We start from the raw sequence: 18,340 nt of genomic DNA, 5'->3' as shown, positions 1-18,340 counted from the left end.
CCTATTCGATCGGCGGCCGCCGCGTGTGCCAATCCGTCGCCGACTGGAACGCGGCGCCGGCGCGGACCAGCACGTCCTCGGACAGATGCGGGCCGACCAGTTGCATACTGAGCGGCATCTGGTCCGAGGCCATGCCCATCGGCAAGGTAATGGTCGGGCTGCCCGAGAAATCGAACACCGCCGTGAAGCGCAGAATGCTCAGGAGGACATTGGGGTCGGCACCGTATTCGCTCATCTTGGTGAGCGTCGGGATCGGCACCGGCATCGTCGGGATCAGTAGCAGGTCGATATCCTCGAACATGGCGACGAGGCTGCCGCTGAACTTCTGCCGTTCATGATGGATGGCCGCGATGTCGACGCCGCTCGTCGCCCTGCCCTGCTCGATCAGCTGCGCGAGGTCGGGTCCGTATTCCGACTTCCGCGACGGGTAGGTGTCCAGATGCGCCTCAGCCGTCTCGACCGAGCACATCGCAATCCACTGGCTGACGAGCTTCTGGTAAGGCGGGACATGCACCTCGCGGATGTCGGCGCCGAGATCGGCGAGCGTGCGCTCGGCTTGCACCAGCGCAGCGACGACTTGCCGATCGATGCCCTCCTGGGTGTACCTGCGGTCAACACCGATCCTGAGGCCCCTGATGCCGTCGCCCGCTCCAGCGAGATAGTTCGGCACCGGAGCCCGCAAAGCGGTCGGGTCGTTGATATCAGCGCCCGCGATGACGCCGAGCATCGCCGCGGCATCCGCAGCGCTCCGGCACATCGGCCCGACGTGATCGAGCGAGTCGGCCAGCGGGAAGACGCCGTAGCGGCTGACCCGCCCCCAGGTCGGCTTGATCCCGGTCAACCCGCAGGTCGCCGACGGAAAGCGGATCGAGCCGCCGGTGTCGCTGCCGATAGAACCGTAGCAGAGCCCCGCCGAGGTCGCGACGCCCGATCCGGTCGACGACGAGCCAACCCAGTAGTTCACATTCCAGGGATTGAGCGGGGCCTGAACGGCCGGATGATGGCTGGTATAGGCCCCCTCCGTCATCTTCAGCTTGCCGAGCGTCACCGCACCGGCGACTTCGAGCCGGTCCACGATCGTGGCATTGAAGGACGGCACGAACTTGGCGTGGATCGTCGTGCCGCCCGCGGTCGGCGCAAACGAGGTGTAGCAGAGGTCCTTCAGCCCGATCGGAACGCCATGCAGCGGGCCGCGCCAGACACCCTTGGCGATCTCCGCATCATACTGCTTGGCCTGGGCCATCGCCCGCTCCGCAAGGACCAGCGCATAGCCGTGAAACTGTCCATCCAGCTTCGCAATCCGGCCCAGCATTGCCTCGGTCACCTCCGACGGCTTCGCCTCCTTGCGGCGAATGAGCTCGGAGACTTCGATGATGGATTTGTAGTGCAATGAATCCGCTGACATCTGACGCCCTGCTGTTATCGGAATATGCCTGTCCGGACCGCCGCCGCGGGCGGCGATCTCGCGGCTCTGCTGACGGCGCGCCCCGCCTAGAACTGGACGCCGCGCGTCAACGCGCCGTCCACCACGAGGTTGGTCCCGGTGATGAAGCTCGCCGCTTTGCTCGCCAGGAACACAGCGGCGTTCGCCATCTCCTGCGGCGTGCCCATGCGGCCGGTCGGGTTGAGCGCCAGTGCTGTCTTGTACAGTTCGGGATTGCCGTCCTTGATCATGTTCCAGACACCACCCTCGAAGTAGGTGTTGCCCGGTGATACCGAATTGGCCCGGATGCCCTTGGCCGCGAGCTGGTAGGCAAGGCCCTGCGTGTAGTGGATGATCGCCGCCTTGAACGTACCGTAGGGACCGCTGGCAAAATCGACCTCGCGTCCCGACACGCTCGAGATGGTGACGATCGCGGCGGCGCCGCTCTTCTCCAGATACGGCATCGCCGCGTTGACGAGGCGCACCGTCCCCATCATGTCGGTGGAGAATTCCTTCTCCCAGCTCTCCTCGTCCTGCCCGATCGACAGCGCGCTGACATTGGCGACCACGACATCGATGCCGCCGAGCTTGGACGCCATGTCGGCGACCCAGGCCTTCAGGGCCGGCCCGTTTGAGACGTCGACGGCACTACCGAACGCCGAAACGCCCTTGGCCTTGAGCGCTGTGACCGCAGCGTCGACGTCGCCCTGGTTGCGCGCACAGATGCCGACATTGGCGCCCTCGGCGGCGAACGTGTCGGCGATCGCCCTGCCGATGCCCTTGGTGCTGCCGGTAACGAGAACCTTTGCTCCCTTGAGTCCGAGATCCATGTCCATTCCCTCCATTATTATCAATTATGCAACGCACTGATCTTCACCGCATCGCGCGGTCGATCACAGCAACAGCTGCGCGCGAACGTTGTCCGCGTTGACCTCCTCACCGGCCAGCGATCGCGTGATCTTGCCCTTCTCCATGATGTAGCAGCGCTGCGCGATCTCCAGGATGGTGTCGAGATTCTGCTCCACGAACACGATCGTGGTCCCGAGCTCCGCTCGGAACGATTTCAGCGCCTCGCAAATATGCTGCACGATCGACGGCTGGATGCCCTCCGACGGCTCGTCGAGGATCATCAGCGCCGGATTGCCGATCAGCGCGCGGCCGATCGCAAGCTGCTGCTGCTCGCCGCCCGACATGGTGCCCGCGATCTGGCGCCGGCGCTCCCTCAGGCGTGGAAAATACTCGTAGACGAGCTCGGGCAGCTTCTTGCCTTCGGGCCCGCCGATCAACTCGCCGACCTGCAAATTCTCCTCGACGCTCATTTGCGGAAACACGTCGCGGCCCTGCGGGATGTAGCCGAAGCCGGCGCGCGCCCGCGCATCGGCCTCGAGCTGCGTGACATCCTGATCCATGAAGCTGATGGTGCCGCGCCAGGTCTGCAGCAGACCGATCAGGCACCGCATCAGGGTCGACTTGCCGACGCCGTTGCGGCCGATCACGCCGACGATCTCGCCGCGCGACACCGACATGCTGACGCCTTGCAGGATCGGCGTCGCGCCGTAGCCCGCCCAAAGCCCCGACACCTCCAGAATGCGATCAGTGGGCATGAGTCTTACCCAGATAGATTTCTGCGACCTTCTCGTCTTCCAAAATCGCCTCCAAGCTGCCGCGCGCGAAGATCTTGCCAAGATGCAGAACGGTAACGCGCTGGGCAACCTGACGCACGAACGCCATGTCGTGCTCGACGACCAGGACGGTCATGCCCTCGGCATTGAACGACTTGATCAGCTCGCCGGTCTTGAAAGTCTCTTCCGGCGACATGCCGGCGGTCGGCTCGTCCAGCAGCAGCAGCTGCGGCTGCAGCGCCAGCGCCATCCCGATCTCCAGCCATTGCTGCTGGCCGTGCGACAGCGCACCGGCGAGCTTGCCGCTATCGTCAGCCAGGTTGAGCAATGCGAGCAGCCGCTCCTCTTCAGCACGGCATTCCGCGCCCGAAATGCGTTCCTGCAGCGCGATCTGGATGTTCTGCCGCACCGGCAGCTCCTTGAACACGCTCGGCGCCTGCATCTTGATGCTCATGCCGCGCTGCACCCGCGCGTAGGGCCGCTCGACGGTGATATCGATCGAGTCGAAGAAGATGCTGCCCGTGGTCGGCGGATAGAGCCCGACGATCAATTTGAACAGCGTGCTCTTCCCGGCCCCGTTGGGCCCGATCAAGCAGTGGACCTCGCCGGCATTGACCGTCAGGTCGACATCGGAGACGGCGGTCAATCCGCCGAAACGTTTCGATACGCCTTTTACGTCGACTAACGCCATGATTCAGGTCTCATCCGATTGCAGGCGGGCGGTATCGGCCAGCGCGGGGGCTTCGTCGCGGCGCCGACGCCTGGTCCACCAATCGACGACGAGCTTGCCGATGCCGAGCACGAAGCCCTGCGGCGCCAGCATCACGGTGGCGAGCAGCAGCACGCCCATCAGCACCAGCGCCGCTTGCTGGCTGTAGACCGTGATGGTCTGAAAGCCGAACAGCAGCAGGAACGATCCGACCAAGGTCGCGGTCAGATCGTTGCGTCCGGAGAACGCCACCCACACGATCGGCATCGCCGCCGCCGGCAGGCCGATGCTGGATGGCGTGATGAACTGCCCCCACGACGTGTACAGTGCGCCGCTCAACCCTGCGAGGCCGCTGCCGATCACGAAGGTCAAAAGCTGATACTTGCGGACATCATAGCCGAGCATCTCGGCGCGCTGCGGATTTTCCCGCGTCGCCACGATCACGTTGCCGACGCTCGAGTTCACCAGCATGCGTAGCGCGATGTAGACGATGACGATCAGCGCGATCATGACGTAATAGAGCGCCGAGCCCTCGATGTCGAAGTCGCCGACCGTGAGCGGGTCCATTCCCTTCATGCCGTTGAAGCCGTTCAGCCGGGCCGGACCGATATGCCATTCGGGTCCCGCGGTCTGCCCGAGGAAGAAGGCAAGCACTAGCGTCGCCGACAACGTCACGATGCCGAAGAAAATCCCGCTGATGCCGCCCCAGATCATGAAGTAACCGAGGATCCCGGCCGCGATCATCGCGATGACCACGGAGAGAACCAGCGCGGCGATCGTGGTCGTTCCCCCGCCCATATTGATGGCGAGCACGCCATAGCCGTAGCCGGCGATGCCAAAGAAGAAGGTCTGGCCGAACGACAGCATGCCGCCGTATCCCCACATCAGGCAGAGACCGAGCGCCATGAATATCCAGATCAGGAAGTAGGCGAAATTGCCGACGTCATAGGAATCGGCGAACAGCGGATAGATCAGCGCCCCCGCCAGCACGGCGAGGAAACAGGACCAGAAGATCTTCCCGCGTCCGAGCGTCTGCGGGCCCTCGAGCAGCTTCAACATCAGAAATTCCCGTCTAGCGCCCACGACGAACCAGCACGCTGGATAGTCCCTCGGGCAGCACACGTATGATCAGGATGACAGCAAACAGCATGCCGATCTGGCCGATGATCTGCCCGTAGCTGGCATTCAATGCCATTCGGATCATCGCCAGGAACACCGCGGCCGGCGCGGTTCCGAGCAGGACATTGGCGCCGCCGATCACCACGGTGACGAAGCTCTCGACCACAAAGGTCGCGCCCATGGTCGGGATCAGCGTCATGGTCGGCGCGTAGAGCGCGCCGCAGAGCCCCGCGAGCGCGGTGCCGATACCGAAGCTGATGGAATAGATCCGCCCGGTGCGCGCGCCGAGCGCCTTGGCCATCGCCGCATTCTGCATCGTGGCGCGGGCGATCACGCCAAAGCGCGTCTTCATGAAGATGACGTAGAGGCCCGCAAGGACCGCTACCGCACAGGCAAACAGCACCAGCCGGTAGGTCGAAAACGTATAGCCCCCGATCGCGAAGCTTCCTTCCGGCGTGCCAATACCGCGCACCGCGGAGCCGACGATCAGCAGCATCGACTGCGTCACGATCAGACTGAGGCCCCAGGTCGCGAGCAGCGAGTCGAGCGGTCGCTTGTAGAAGCGCCGCACGACGAGGTACTCGACGATCATGCCGATGATCCCCGCCGTCAGCGCGGCCAGGATCTGCGCGATCGGAAGCGGCACGCCGAGATTCACGAGCCCCACGGTGACGTAGGCGCCGCACATGATGAACTCGCCATGCGCCATGTTGATGACGCCCATCATGCCAAACACGATGGCCAGGCCCGCCGCCGACAGGATGAGGAACGCGAAGACATCGGCGAACTGATAGAATACCGAGAAGAGTTCAGCCGACATTCCGGTCTCCCTGATCGCGGCGCCGCATCATTGCGGCGCCGGCTTGCTTCAAAGCCGCGATGCAAACACGAGCAAGATTCGTGCCTGCGCGCATCACGACTTGCTGGGAAGATGACTCGGCGTGTACTGATCCTTGTCGTTCTTCTTGGTGAGGTCGCAGCCGATCTCGCCGAGCCAGTATGGCTGGATCGTCCCGTAGTCCTTCTCCACCGTCACCTCATGCTTGGGCCCGACCGAGATCAGGCGCATGCGGTGCGACGTATGCTGGCTCTTCGGGTCGATGCAGACCTTGCCCTCGGGAGCCTCGATGCAGGCATCACCCGTTGCGATCACCTTTCGCATGTCCTCGAGCTTGGTCGACTTCGCCTTCTCGACCAGCGCCTTGTACATGTAGAGCGCGTTATAGGCGTTGTAGCCCATGTCGTTGATGTAAAGCTCATCGGGGAATTTTGCGTGCCAGCGCTTCTTGAAGTCATTGGCTTCGGGGGTATCGATCTCCTCGAACCAGTTCGCGGTCGCATGCATGTTGTTGAGCGCCGGCGGCTTGAACCGCTTGTGCTCGAAGCCGAGCATGATCTTGATCGAAGAGCCCATCGGCAGGTTGAGGTTGGCCGCGGCCGCCTGCTCGAAGAACGAGTCCTGGGCGGCGCCGACATTGATCGTCAACAACCAGTCCGGCTTCGCCTTCTGGATGTTCTGGATCGTCTGCGCGAACTGCGACACGCCGAGCGGGATGAATTCCTCGCCCACGACCTCGCCGCCGAGGTCCTTCATGATCTTGCGGTTCCATTCCGCGGAGATCTGGCCGAAATTGTAGTCGGCTGCGATGACATAGACCTTCTTGCCGAACTTCTGGACCATCCAGGGGATCAGGGTCGAGAACTGCTGCTCCGGCACCGCGCCCATGCTGATCATGCTGGCGTCGCAGACACCGCCTTCATACTGGTTCGTATAGAAGTACGGCGTGGTGGTGCGATCGACGATCGGACGCAGCGCCTCGCGCGATGCCGAGGTGATGCCGCCGATCAGCACGTCGACCTTGTCGCGATTGAGCAGCCGTCGGCCGAACTCCTGATAGCGGGCATTGTCACCCTGGGGATCGAGATGGATCAACTCGATCTGCCGGCCGAGAATGCCGCCGCTCTTGTTGATCTCCTCGACCGCGAGCTGCGAGCCGTGCAGCTTCGGCATGCCCATGAAGGCGAGATCGCCGGAGACGTCCTCCAGCAAGCCGACCTTCAGCGGCGGCTCCGCCGCCTGGGCGACACCTATTGCCGCGGTCCCGAGCATTGCACCAAGCAAAGCCATTCCGACTATACGCCCCGAATACATCGCGATGTCCTCTGTCGTTGAAGGATGTTTGAAGTCACGCCTTGAGGTAATTCTTCAGGATCGACGCCCCCATCGTGTATTTGGGATCGACCATGTTGCCGAGCCGCATGCGGCCGGCCTGGCTGAGCAGCATGTAGGCGTCGATCTCGTCGAAGCCGTAATCGGCGCTCATCCAGCGCACGAGCTCGCGATAGGCGATGCGCGCCGCGTCCTCGAGCGGGCGCGCGCTGCCGATCGTCATGATGAAGTCGCGCGTCTCGAGCCGCGGCCAGGCGAAGCTCCAGTTCTTGATCAGATCGATCTGCAGCGTCACCGTCGCGCGCTGCTCGAGCGCGACGCCCGAGAGCTCGCCATCGCCCTGCGTCGCGTGGCAGTCGCCGACATAGAGCAGCCCGCCTTCGGCATGCACCGGCAGATAGATAATCGCGCCCGGTGCGACGTCGGGCAGGTCCATGTTGCCGCCGTGATAATCGGGCTGCAGCGAGGAGATCGCCTCGATCTCTGGCGAGACGCCGATCGTGCCGATGAACGGTTCATAGGGCAGCGTGATCTTGTCGTTCCAGCGCACGCCGTTGCGGTCGACATGCAGCTTCCTGACGCGTTCCGGCAGCGGCGGATTGAGCAGCGCCGTGGATGCGGTCCCGACCAGGCCGCCGAACTCCGGAATGATGCAGGTCGTTCCGGCCGGCTGCGCGCCGCGGGTCTCGACGTCGCGGATATAGACGGCGAGGCAATCGCCCTTCTTGGCGCCTTTGACCGCGATCGGTCCGCATTGCGGGTTCAGATAGGGGAAGTTCAGCTTCGCCGTAGGGCTGTCGCTTTCGCTGGTGAGCACGCCGCCGAAGGCGTCTTCGGTTTCGACAACGACGACCCCACCTGGGTCGATCGAAAGGGTCGGCTTGGCATAGGGCCCATAGACGTAATGGAAGCCGCCCTGCTGCTCGATCGTCAGGCTATGGGTCGTGCCGGTCGCGCCCTTGGCAAGGGCGCGCTTGGCCATGATGGAACTCTTCAACCAATCCTCGGTCATGCGGTCGGCTCCTCAATTCAGATCGCGGGATGGCGCTTGTGCCAGTCGGTGACGCGCTGGAAAGCATCGCCCGCGCGAACGAGGCTTGCTTCGTCGAAGTGACGGCCGACGAACTGGAAGGCGATCGGCCCGCCGTTCGGCGCGAAGCCGCCGGGAAGCGTGACGGTCGGGCTGCCGGTCATGTCGAACGGACAGGTGAAGCGCAGCAGCCCGGTAATCAGCGACGGGTCCTCACCCAGCGCCGCCATCTTGGCCAATGTCGGCGCAGCGAACGCCTGGGCCGGAACGGCGATCAGATCGACCGTCTCGAACAACAGCCGCACCGCGCCGCGGAATGCTTCGCGCCGCAGCACGATCTTCTGATAGTTCATGCCGGATTGCGCCCGGCCGAGATCAAGCAGGCCGGCGAGCGCCGGACCGTATTCGTCCTTGCGGGCCGGATAGGTCTCTTCGTGCGCGACCGCCACTTCGATGCCGCACAAGGGGAACCAGTCCTCGATGACGGCCTTGGGATCAGGAAACGTGATGTCCTTGATCTTCGCGCCCAGATCGGCAGCAACGCGCAGCCCTTCGCTGAGCACCTTGCCGGCAGCCTCGTCGGTACCTTCGCTGGTCCAGCGCCGATCGACCCCGATCGTCACGCCGCGCAAATCGCCGGACAGGCCGGCGAGATAGTTCGGCACAGGCAGCGGCACGGAGGTGGTGTCCTTGGGATCCTGGCCGGCAATCACGGCGAGGATCGCGCCGCAATCGGCCGCGCTGCGCGCCATCGGCCCGATGTGATCGAGCGTTGCCGCAAGTTCGAACGCGCCATAACGGCTCACGCGTCCCCAGGTCGGCTTCAGCCCGGTGATGCCGTTGGCGGCCGATGGAAAGCGGATCGAGCCGCCCGTATCGGTGCCAAGCGAGCCAAAGCAAAGCCCCGCGGCGGTGGCGACGCCGGAACCGCTCGACGATGCGCCCGACCACAAATCGGCATTCCACGGATTCTTCGGCGGGTCGATCTTCGGGTGATGGTCGGCATAGGCGCCCTCGGTCTGCTGCAGCTTGCCGAGGATGACAGCGCCGGCATCCTTCAACCGCGCGACGACCGTGGCATCCTCGCTCGGCCGGAAGTCCCGATGAATGGTCATGCCATGCGCGGCCGGCGCGCCCTTGGCCCAGCACAAATCCTTGACGGCGATCGGCACGCCGTGGAGCGGTCCCTTGATCTTGCCGGACGCGATGTCCTTCTCGGCTGCCGCCGCTTCGGCCAGCGCCGCCTCGCCCATCACATAGGCGTAGCTCTTGAGCTTGCCGTCGAGCTGCTCGATCCGCCCGAGCATCGCCTTGGTCACCTCGACCGGCGAGAGCTTTTTGGCCTGGATTTGCTGCCCGATCTCAATGAGCCCGAGATAGTGAAGATCCGTCGTCGGCATCGTTTCTCATCCCCGCACTTGACATGACGCAAGCGCAGGCACTGCCCATCACCGCGCATGCGCCTCCGGCTTGGCGGCACGGACGTGTCGCCAATTTGTTTAGCGGCAAAAGCAAAAAACCACCCGCCCCTCCGAAACGAAGGTGACGAATGGCCCAAATGCCGCGGCTATGAACTATCGCATGGGTCCGAAGTCGAACGGAGCACTCTGCGCGGCGATCGGGACGTCATCGGCCAAATCGACGCACGCAAGGTTCGACAGGAAGCCCTGTAGGAGAAAATTCTAAGGAGGTGTGCAGCGCGTTGTCAACGAGGCTGGCTGCACAAATTTCGCGAGGTGCATGCGCAGCAAATCGGCATGACCTCTTGCACCGACCTCTGCGAAGATGATTTCCTTGATGCGTTGCGCCGCCGAAAGCACTCAATGACCAAGCCCTCCATTCCAGTTGGCATCATCTGCTCGCAGCACGGGCCCTATCAGGCCATGGGACGCGAGATCCTGAAGAGCGCCATGATGGCGGTCGACGAAATCAACAATCAGGACGAGTTCGACTTCGCGATATCTGCGCATGTCCGCGATCCCCGCGGAATCATTTCGGAGTACCACACGGTCTGCGACGACCTCATTCGCAACGTCGGCGTCGAGCACATCATCGGCTGCTACACTTCGGCCTCGCGCAAGCAGGTGCTGCCGATCGTCGAGCGTACCGATCGCCTGCTCTGGTATCCGGCGCGCTACGAGGGGTTCGAGTGCTCCGACAATGTCATCTATGTCGGCGCCTCACCCAATCACAACGTGCTGCCACTGGTGCGTTACGTGCTCGATAATCTGTCGCACGAGATCTTCTGTGTCGGCTCCAACTACGTCTGGACCTGGGAAACCAATCGCGTCACCCGCGAGCTGGTGACGGCGGCCAAAGGACGCATTCTCGCCGAACGCCTGCTCGAACTCGGTGAAAGCGCGGTCACCCACATCGTGGACGAGATCGTGCGGCGCCGGCCGCCGGTCGTCTTCAACACCTTGGTCGGCAGTTCGAGTTATGACTTCATCCGCGCCTTTCATGCGGCAACCGCCGCGGCCGGCCTCGACATCCCGATGCTGAGCTGCAGCCTGTGCGAGCCCGAGCTCAAGATCGCGGGTCCCGCGTCGGCCGGATGCATCACCTCGTCGGCCTATTTCGAGAGCATTCGCCTGCCCGAGAACCGGGCCTTCGTGGCGCGCTGGAAGGCGCGCTACGGCGAGCACAGCAGCCCGTCCGTCGACGGGCAATCCGCCTATGTCGCGGTCTATCTGCTGGCCCGCGCGCTGCAGCGTGCCGGCACATCCGATATCGGCGAGGTGCGGCGCGCCGCGGCCGGCCATCGCTACAATTCGCCGCAAGGTCCGGTCTGGATCGACGGCAGCAACAACCACTGCGTCCTGACGCCGCGGCTGGCCGTCTCGAACGCCGAAGGACAGTTTGACATCTTCTGGGAAGCTGAAGCGCCGGTTAGACCGGATCCTTATCTGACGCAGCTCGACATCGCCGCCAGCCCGGCAAGGGATGGAACGTTGCCGAATGCGCCGCATTTGCGGGTTGTGAAATGAGCAAACCGTCGTCATTTTCGCTGCGCGGGCGCAAGGCGCTCGTCGCCATCAAGGATGAGCGCGATGCCTCGATCGTCAGGCGCCAGTTCGAGCGTCTCGGGATCGAGATCGTCACATGGGAGCCCGGTGCCAGTATCGACTGCCGTCCCGACGTGACGCTGATCGATGACGAGTTCCTGCCGCTCACCTCGCCGGCGCAACGGACGTCGCTTGGACGAAGCCCGGTCATCACCCTGCTCGGCACCGAGACGCCAAGCCGTCTGAAGCTGGTGCTCGACCTCGATCCGGCGTCGTTTCTGGTAAAGCCGCTGCGATCGGCCGGCATCTATGCCGCGCTCGTCCTGGCTTTCGAGCGAAGCGAGCGCACCAGCGAGCTCAAGCAGCAGGTGCTCAAGCTGGAGCAGCGCCTGCGATCCCGCCGTGTCGTGCTCGCCGCGGTCCTTCAGGTCATGCACACCCATGCGCTGGCCGAGCCGGCTGCCTTTGCGCTGATCCGCCGCGCCGCCATGGAGCAGCGCAAGACGATCGAGGAACTCTCGGCGGAGATCACCGCAAAGGGTTCCCTGCCGCGGGCAACGGGCTAGAGCCGGGACTATTTCTTCAGTTCTGCGTAGAGCTGCATCACCCGTTGCGGCAGCACCTCGATGCGCGGCACGCGGAGCGCATAACGCTCGCCGAAAATCCGATCGAGCTGGGGAAATTTGTGCTCACCGATACCAAAGGCAAAGATATCGGTGCCGCGCCGCCGCAGCTGCTGCGCGGCCCGGCGGGCGTCCTCGACGAGATATTGCGCATCCGGCACGTCGACGTCGGACGGCTCGCCGTCGGTCAGAACCAGCAGCACTTTCCGGAACGCGCGTCGTTCCGCGAGGTAGCCCCCGGCATGGCGCAATGCCGCGCCGAGGCGCGTGGAATGGCTGCTGCCAAGACCCGCGAGACGTGAACGAACCACGGCATCCATCGGCTCCGCAAAGCCCTTGATGCGCAGATAGCGCACGCGCTCGCGGCCGTCGGAGCTGAAACCATGCACCGCGATCGCATCATTCGCGGCCTCGACCGCCGCCGCCATGATCGCAGCCGCCTTGCGTTCGACGTCGAGGACCGTCCGGCCGCGGCGGTCACGGTCGGCGGTCGATTGCGACAGGTCCAAGAGCAGCAGGATGGCGAGATCGCGCGGTCCCGGCGCATCGCGCTGGTAGACCCTGGGCTCGCTGATATTGCCGGTGCGCCGCTCGATCGTCAGGGCGATCGCCGCGTCGATGTCGAGCGCGTCGCCGTCGCGCTGGCCCTTGTGTCTGATCCGGCGGCCGATCGACGCGTCGCGGGTCAACTCCGTGATCCAGCGCATCGCGTCGGCGTCCGTCGAGGAATCGAAGGGCTGCGCGGAAACGGCTGCATCGGCTTCCAGAATCGTTGTCCAGTCCGGCCGCTCGGTACGCGCCGCATAGTCCCATTCCGGGTAGGTCGCGACCGGAAACCCGTCCAGCAGCGTTACCGCGCTGGCCTTCGCGCGCAGCGTCTCGTCCGGCCTGGCGTTGTCGTCGGCCGATTGGCCACCCGCATCGTCGCGCCGCTCGATCCGGACGGAATCGACGGCAAGTTCGATCGTCTCGGCCGGACTGTCCCGCTGGTCGCCGAAATCCCACAGCGCCAGATTGTCGTCGCGATAGGCAGGTTCGACGACGTAGCTCTTGGCGTTGAACTGCAGCCGCATCTGCCCGATGTCGTTGCCGAGCAAACCACCGATCTCGCGGCTGATGGCGGGATCGGTCCAGCGGCCGGCGGCAGCGGCAAACAGCGTCCGTCCCTTGGTCACCCACGCATCCGGATCCTGATAATCGGGATCGATCAGCGCCCGCGCCAGCCGCATCATCAGTCCGGCTGCGGTTGCCTGGCCGGCTGGCGTCGCGCTGTGAAATGGCAGCCACAGCCGGCGCAGCCCCGGCATCTGGTGGAGCGCCAGCGCCTCGACCCGGGCATCCTCGATCAGCGAGACCAGCGCGATCTGCAGCGCCTTCAGTCGCCTCACCGGAAAGCGGACGGTGGAATGCACCAGATGCGCGCCGGCATGCGCGACCGCCGCGAGATAGACGGCGTCGGCCGCCTCGCCCTCGAAGCCGGGAAAGGTCTGCGGAAGACCGACGAGGCCGGCGGCGAGCGAGGTCCGCCGCGGCACCGGCGTCGGTGCAACGGCAAGTTTGCGGAAACGCGGCTTTCTGTTCCACAACGCGATCGTGGTTGCAGCGAGGCGCTTCTCCAGCCGCGCGAAATCATCCCCGCTCCGACCGGCTGCGAACAGCTGCGCCGAAAGCTGATCGTCGAGCGCGAAATAGGCGCGGCGGCGCGATGCGCGACTGCCACTGGCGCGCAAGCCAGCGGAGACCCACGCCGCAAACTCCTCGCCGCCGGCATGCGTCAGAAACTGCCCCAGCCGGCCGATCGCGAGCCCCGCCGACTCCGGCCCGGTGGCTGCGAGTTCGTCGAGCGCGGCGAGAACCGCGGTGAGTTCTCCTGCACCCGCAAGCCGGGGCAGCACCTTGGACAATTCGGTCAGCAAGGCATGGGCGACGCGGCTTCCGGCACTGCAGCCGATGTCCCTGACCGCGCGGCCGATCGCGATCAGATCATCGGCCGATCGCTGCGCCGGCCATTGCTCCGATAGACGCAGAAAACCCTGCACCACGGCTTGACCGAGATTGGCCTCGAACAGGGCGTGCACGGCCTCGTCCCAGACCGCCAAATGATCGAACCAACCGGTTCGCTGCAAAGCGGCGCGCGCCGCCTGCACGGCCGCAGCTACATCGTCATGGCCGCGCAACAGTGCCGCAAGCCGACGTCCGGACCGGAAGCTATCGAGCGAACTGATTTGCGCGACCGCCACCTGCAATCTTCCACTTACCCACAGGCCGAGATCACGTCGCGCAACGTGTTCCTGGTGTCCGCATCATCGGTCAAGGGAACGACGATCGTGGTCTCGCAGGCCTTTTCGAGGCTGATCCCGCATCCGATCAGTCGGCCGGCATTGACCAGCATCCGGGTCGAGGCACCTTCGTCGAGCCCCTGGCCTTTCAGGTTGCGGCTGTGCTGGGCGATCTTCACCAGGAGATCGGCGAGGTTCGGCTCGATACCGGCTTCGCGCGACACCACCTCGGTTTCGGCCGGCCGATCAGGATAGCCGAAATCCAGCGCCGCGAAGCGCTGCTTGGTGGATTCCTTGAGGTCCTTGATCGCGCTCTGGTAGCCCGGATTGTAGGAGATCACGAGCTGGAAGTCGGAATGGGCGTGGATCAATTCACCACGCTTTTCCAGCGGCAGCACACGACGATCGTCGGTCAAGGGATGGATCACGACCGTCGTGTCCTGGCGCGCCTCGACGATCTCGTCGAGGTAACAGATCGCGCCAAGACGCACCGCTGTGGTGAGCGGCCCGTCGCTCCACACCGTGCCCTCTGCGTCGAGCAGCCAGCGCCCCACCAGATCCGCCGCCGTCATGTCCTCGTGGCAGGCGACCGTAATCAGCGGGCGGCCCAGCCGCCACGCCATATATTCTATGAAGCGAGTCTTGCCGCAGCCGGTGGGGCCTTTCAGCATCACCGGCATGCGGTTGGCATAGGCTGCACCGAACAGTTCGACCTCATCCTTGAGCGGCCGGTAATACGGCTCTTCCCGGATGCGGTACTGGTCAAGCAGCAAAGCGGGATTGGACAAGCTCACGCCTCCCATGATCGCGCAGGCAGCCGTTCGCAACCGGTCGATATCACGATGCGAGCAGCTCCTTGAGCTTGCCGTCGATAAAGTCGACATCGACCGGATTGGTCCCCGGCCCGCCGGCGAAGTGGCCCCAGATCGACGGCACCGGCACGAGCTTGGCGTTCGGCATGTTCTCGACCTCGAACGCGCTGTCCTCCGGCGGGAAATAGAGATCGGTCTGCCCCGGCATGACATAGGCCTTGGCCTTGATCGCCCGCAGCGCGGCCTTGAAGTCGCCGTTGTAGATTTCGTTGTCGCTGATGTCGCCGTGCTGCCAGGTCCACAGCATGGTCAGCAGATTGTTGGGATCCTTCGGCAGGAAGAAGCCTTCCCAGAACGCCACCAGGAAATCCTCCAGCGACGAATAGCCCAGCGTCTTGATGTCGAGCTGCTCGCGATAGAAGGCCTGCGAAAAGCCCCAGCCGGCATAGACACGCGCGGCAGCGCGCAGGCCGCGGGCCGGCTTGTCGGTATACCAGCCTTCCTTCCACGCAGCATCCGCGGTGAGCGCCGCCTTCACGCCCTCGAGGAACACGAAGTTGTGCCGCGAGCATTTGGCCGAGCCACAGAACGGCGCCAAGAGGTCCATCATATCGGGATAGAGCGCGCCCCAATGGAACGTCTGCAGCGCGCCCATCGACCAGCCGACGACGAGACGGATATGCTTGATGCCGAATTTCTCGGTCACCAGCCGATGCTGGGCGCGCACATTGTCATAGGCCGTCACCTGCGGAAAACGCGGTCCATTATACGGTTCCGGCGTGTTGCTCGGCGACGACGACAGCCCGTTGCCGAGCATGTTCGGGATGATGATGAAGTACTTTGCCGGGTCGAGCGCCCTGCCCGGTCCGATCAGCCATTCATTGTCGTAGTGCTGGCCGGAGTACCAGGTCGGATAGACGATGACGTTGTCCTTGGCTGCGTTGAGCTGGCCATAGGTCTTGTAGGCGAGCTTGCAGTCGCGAATGGTCGCGCCGCGCTGCAAGGTCAAATTGCCGAGATCATGGATCTGATAGTCGACGCTCATTGATGTACCCTTCTTGCTTGATCGAGCTGATCGCTTACGCCGGACGCGCCACCTTTTCAGTCGGAGACTCCACCCGTGCGATCGCACCGTACACGATGCCTGCGACCACCGCGGCGGAGATCGCAGTGGACAGTCCCGGCATCAGGTTTTCAACCGCAAAGGCAAACAGCGACCCGATGCCCCAGGCGATGAACGGCTTCGCACGCCAGTCGACGTCCGCGCGCGCCTCGGCCCGTAGCAGATACTGATCGACCAGAATGATCGCACCGATCGGCGGCACGAGGATGCCGAGCAGCGACAGCCACTGGATGAAGAACGCCCAGACATTGCCGGCAGCGACCAGGATACCAAGCGCGCCGAGCACCACCGCCATCAGCCGCATATTGGTCCCGAGGATGCGCGACCAGCCGGTCGCCGCATTGTACAAGCAATGCGAGCAGACCGAGCCTAAATTGGCATAGAGGAAGATGAACGCGAGGATGCTGAGCCAGGTCAGCTGCTTGCCGTTCATGTAGCCGAACATGTTGTCGACACCGAACGGATTTGCGTTCGGCACGGCGAGCGCCGCCGTCATCACGCCGCCGACCAGCATCGCCACCAGATTGGCGAACGGAAATGCGCTGAACGTGGCAAACAGCGAGGCCCGCGTGCTCGGCGCCCAGCGATTGAAGTCCGCTGTCACCGTGCCTGCATCGATGAACAGCGCGAGCACCACGGTAAGCCCGACGCCCATCGACATGCTGGCGACGCCATTGTTGCCGGCATAGCCGAAGATCGCCGCCGACGTCGTGGTCGAGGCGGCATCGGCCGCGACCCAGAGGCCAAGCACGACAAACAGCGGCACCGACGCCAGCCCGATCCAGTGCAATCCCTTCACGCCGACGAAGGTGATCCCGATATAGAGCACGCCGGCGACGATGGTCATCGCCACATAGTTGAGGCCGTAGGTCGAGGAGATCAATGCGCCGGTGATGCCGGTCTGCACCGCATACCAGCCGAGCAGCAGGGTCGACAGCAGGCCCGACGCCAGCACGTAGCCCTTCTTTCCGAACACGATGCTGGCGATAAGCGCGAAGTTCATGCCTCGCCGGGTGCCGATCAGGCCGAGCGCGCCGACATAGGCGAACATGATCAAATTGCCGATGATCATCGCCACTAGCGCATTCTTGAATCCCATGCCCAGCACCAGCAACGATCCGGTCATCGCGCCGGTGATGATCATCGGAAAGCCCAGCCACACCATCGTGACCGAGAAGGCGCTGCGCCGAGCGCTCATCGGTACCGGCTCGTGCTCGAATTCATGGCCGAGAAGATCGTCGATCTGCCCTTCGGTCTGCTGAACCAGCCCGCTATTCGATTGACCGCTCATGATGTCCCCCCTGTTTCCTCCGCGAGGAAGTGTCCGCCGTTGCACGGAACCACGCCGGCGCGAAACATCGCGCCGGTGCCGATCATCGATGTCACTCAACGATGTGCGACTTTCTGGTTCGGAATGCCCTCGATCGGGCATTCGTCGGTTCCGACAGTCGGACGGGTCATGGCCTCGACCATTTCCCGTGTCCCCTCGGGGTCGGTGATCCAGTTCTTGTAGAAGGTGTAGGGGCAGACCGCGTGGCCGCGATCGCCGTCGCCGGAGTTGATCAGGCCGGTGTAACCGCGGTGCATCAGCTTGAAGAGATGGTTCTGCGACTGCATATTGCGGCGGGCGTCGCGGATCAGCGACACCGAGAGCTGCGCGTACTGGATGCCGTTCTCCTCGGTGCCGCACTCGCCGAGCGTCCTTCCGTCGAAGCCGATCAGCGCGGAATGGCCGAAGTAGGAATAGACGCCGTCGAAGCCGGAGGCGTTTGCGACCGCGACGTAGCAGTTGTTGGCCCAGGCCATCGACTTCGAGATCTGGATCTGCTGCTCCTTGGCCGGATACATGTAGCCCTGGCAGCGCACGATCAGCTCGGCACCGCGCATCGCGCAGTCACGCCAGATCTCCGGATAGTTGCCGTCGTCGCAGATGATCAGGCTGATCTTCAGTCCCTTGGGCCCGTCCGAGACGTAGGTGCAATCGCCGGGATACCAACCCTCGATCGGCACCCACGGCATGATCTTGCGATACTTCTGGACGATCTCGCCCTTGTCGTTCATCAGGATCAGGGTGTTGTACGGCGCCTTGTTGGGGTGCTCCTCGTGACGCTCGCCGGTTAGCGAGAACACCCCCCAGACCTTGGCCTTACGGCAGGCGTCTGCGAAGATGCGGGTCTCCTCGCCCGGCACGGACGACGCCGTCTCGTACATCTCCTTGGAGTCGTACATGATGCCGTGGGTCGAGTATTCCGGGAAGATCACGAGGTCCATGCCCGGAAGGCCGAGCTTCATGCCCTCGACCATCTTGGCGATGTTGCGCGCGTTATCCAGCACCTCGGCCTTGGTGTGCAGGCGCGGCATCTTGTAGTTCACCACGGCAACGCCGACCGTGTCCTTGCTGCTCGATATGTCTCCATGCAACATG

Annotated in this window: 16 protein-coding genes; 2 read left to right on the top strand and 14 right to left on the bottom strand. The window is 63.9% G+C overall.

Going from position 1 to position 18,340, the window contains the following annotated elements:
- Position 1: 1 nt before the first annotated feature.
- The 9 genes from ACVIHF_RS09045 to ACVIHF_RS09005 form a co-directional block, all read right to left on the bottom strand.
- The gene (locus ACVIHF_RS09045; protein WP_456791912.1) at positions 2-1,405 is read right to left on the bottom strand and encodes an amidase; all 1,404 of its coding nucleotides are present in this window, start codon (positions 1,403-1,405) and stop codon (positions 2-4) included.
- Positions 1,406-1,491: 86 nt separating this feature from the next.
- A complete protein-coding gene (locus ACVIHF_RS09040; RefSeq protein ID WP_225647396.1) occupies positions 1,492-2,253 on the bottom strand; it encodes an SDR family NAD(P)-dependent oxidoreductase in 762 nt (253 codons plus the stop codon).
- Positions 2,254-2,316: 63 nt separating this feature from the next.
- On the bottom strand, positions 2,317-3,027 hold the full coding sequence (locus ACVIHF_RS09035; RefSeq protein WP_016845725.1) for an ABC transporter ATP-binding protein: 711 nt from the start codon (positions 3,025-3,027) through the stop codon (positions 2,317-2,319).
- The gene (locus ACVIHF_RS09030) at positions 3,017-3,736 is read right to left on the bottom strand and encodes an ATP-binding cassette domain-containing protein (RefSeq protein WP_456780999.1); all 720 of its coding nucleotides are present in this window, start codon (positions 3,734-3,736) and stop codon (positions 3,017-3,019) included. The genes ACVIHF_RS09035 and ACVIHF_RS09030 overlap by 11 nt, the downstream gene beginning before the upstream one ends.
- Before the next feature lie 3 nt (positions 3,737-3,739).
- Positions 3,740-4,813 (bottom strand): branched-chain amino acid ABC transporter permease, encoded by a 1,074-nt coding sequence (locus ACVIHF_RS09025; RefSeq protein WP_057015931.1) that lies wholly within the window; start codon positions 4,811-4,813, stop codon positions 3,740-3,742.
- Between the two features lie 13 nt (positions 4,814-4,826).
- Positions 4,827-5,693 (bottom strand): ABC transporter permease subunit, encoded by an 867-nt coding sequence (locus ACVIHF_RS09020; RefSeq protein ID WP_253609376.1) that lies wholly within the window; start codon positions 5,691-5,693, stop codon positions 4,827-4,829.
- A 93-nt stretch (positions 5,694-5,786) separates the two neighbouring features.
- A complete protein-coding gene (locus ACVIHF_RS09015; RefSeq protein WP_092080051.1) occupies positions 5,787-7,001 on the bottom strand; it encodes an urea ABC transporter substrate-binding protein in 1,215 nt (404 codons plus the stop codon).
- A 58-nt stretch (positions 7,002-7,059) separates the two neighbouring features.
- Positions 7,060-8,055, bottom strand: coding sequence for an acetamidase/formamidase family protein (locus ACVIHF_RS09010; protein ID WP_057015930.1), 996 nt, complete (start codon positions 8,053-8,055; stop codon positions 7,060-7,062).
- 17 nt (positions 8,056-8,072) lie between these two features.
- Positions 8,073-9,473, bottom strand: a complete 1,401-nt coding sequence (locus tag ACVIHF_RS09005; RefSeq protein WP_253609377.1) for an amidase — start codon at positions 9,471-9,473, stop codon at positions 8,073-8,075.
- Positions 9,474-9,896: 423 nt separating this feature from the next.
- Between ACVIHF_RS09005 and ACVIHF_RS09000 the strand changes: the two genes are divergently transcribed.
- Positions 9,897-11,060, top strand: a complete 1,164-nt coding sequence (locus tag ACVIHF_RS09000; RefSeq protein ID WP_456791911.1) for a transporter substrate-binding domain-containing protein — start codon at positions 9,897-9,899, stop codon at positions 11,058-11,060.
- On the top strand, positions 11,057-11,644 hold the full coding sequence (locus ACVIHF_RS08995) for an ANTAR domain-containing response regulator (RefSeq protein WP_253609379.1): 588 nt from the start codon (positions 11,057-11,059) through the stop codon (positions 11,642-11,644). Before ACVIHF_RS09000 ends, ACVIHF_RS08995 begins: the two co-directional genes overlap by 4 nt.
- A gap of 8 nt (positions 11,645-11,652) precedes the next feature.
- Here ACVIHF_RS08995 and ACVIHF_RS08990 read toward each other — a convergent pair whose 3' ends face one another.
- The 5 genes from ACVIHF_RS08990 to ACVIHF_RS08970 form a co-directional block, all read right to left on the bottom strand.
- Positions 11,653-13,941, bottom strand: coding sequence for a VWA domain-containing protein (locus tag ACVIHF_RS08990; protein ID WP_456791910.1), 2,289 nt, complete (start codon positions 13,939-13,941; stop codon positions 11,653-11,655).
- Between the two features lie 14 nt (positions 13,942-13,955).
- Entirely contained in the window at positions 13,956-14,783 is an 828-nt protein-coding gene (locus ACVIHF_RS08985; protein ID WP_051002629.1) for a CbbQ/NirQ/NorQ/GpvN family protein, read from the bottom strand.
- A 34-nt stretch (positions 14,784-14,817) separates the two neighbouring features.
- Complete coding sequence (locus ACVIHF_RS08980; protein ID WP_225647402.1) at positions 14,818-15,837, bottom strand: alpha/beta fold hydrolase; 1,020 nt, start codon at positions 15,835-15,837, stop codon at positions 14,818-14,820.
- A gap of 34 nt (positions 15,838-15,871) precedes the next feature.
- A complete protein-coding gene (locus tag ACVIHF_RS08975; RefSeq protein WP_456791909.1) occupies positions 15,872-17,206 on the bottom strand; it encodes a purine-cytosine permease family protein in 1,335 nt (444 codons plus the stop codon).
- 95 nt (positions 17,207-17,301) lie between these two features.
- Positions 17,302-18,339, bottom strand: a complete 1,038-nt coding sequence (locus ACVIHF_RS08970) for an aliphatic amidase (RefSeq protein WP_028331418.1) — start codon at positions 18,337-18,339, stop codon at positions 17,302-17,304.
- Position 18,340: the final 1 nt, after the last annotated feature.

This window comes from Bradyrhizobium sp. USDA 4506 (assembly GCF_054058795.1).
This window is presented reverse-complemented; position numbering and strand designations above follow the sequence as displayed.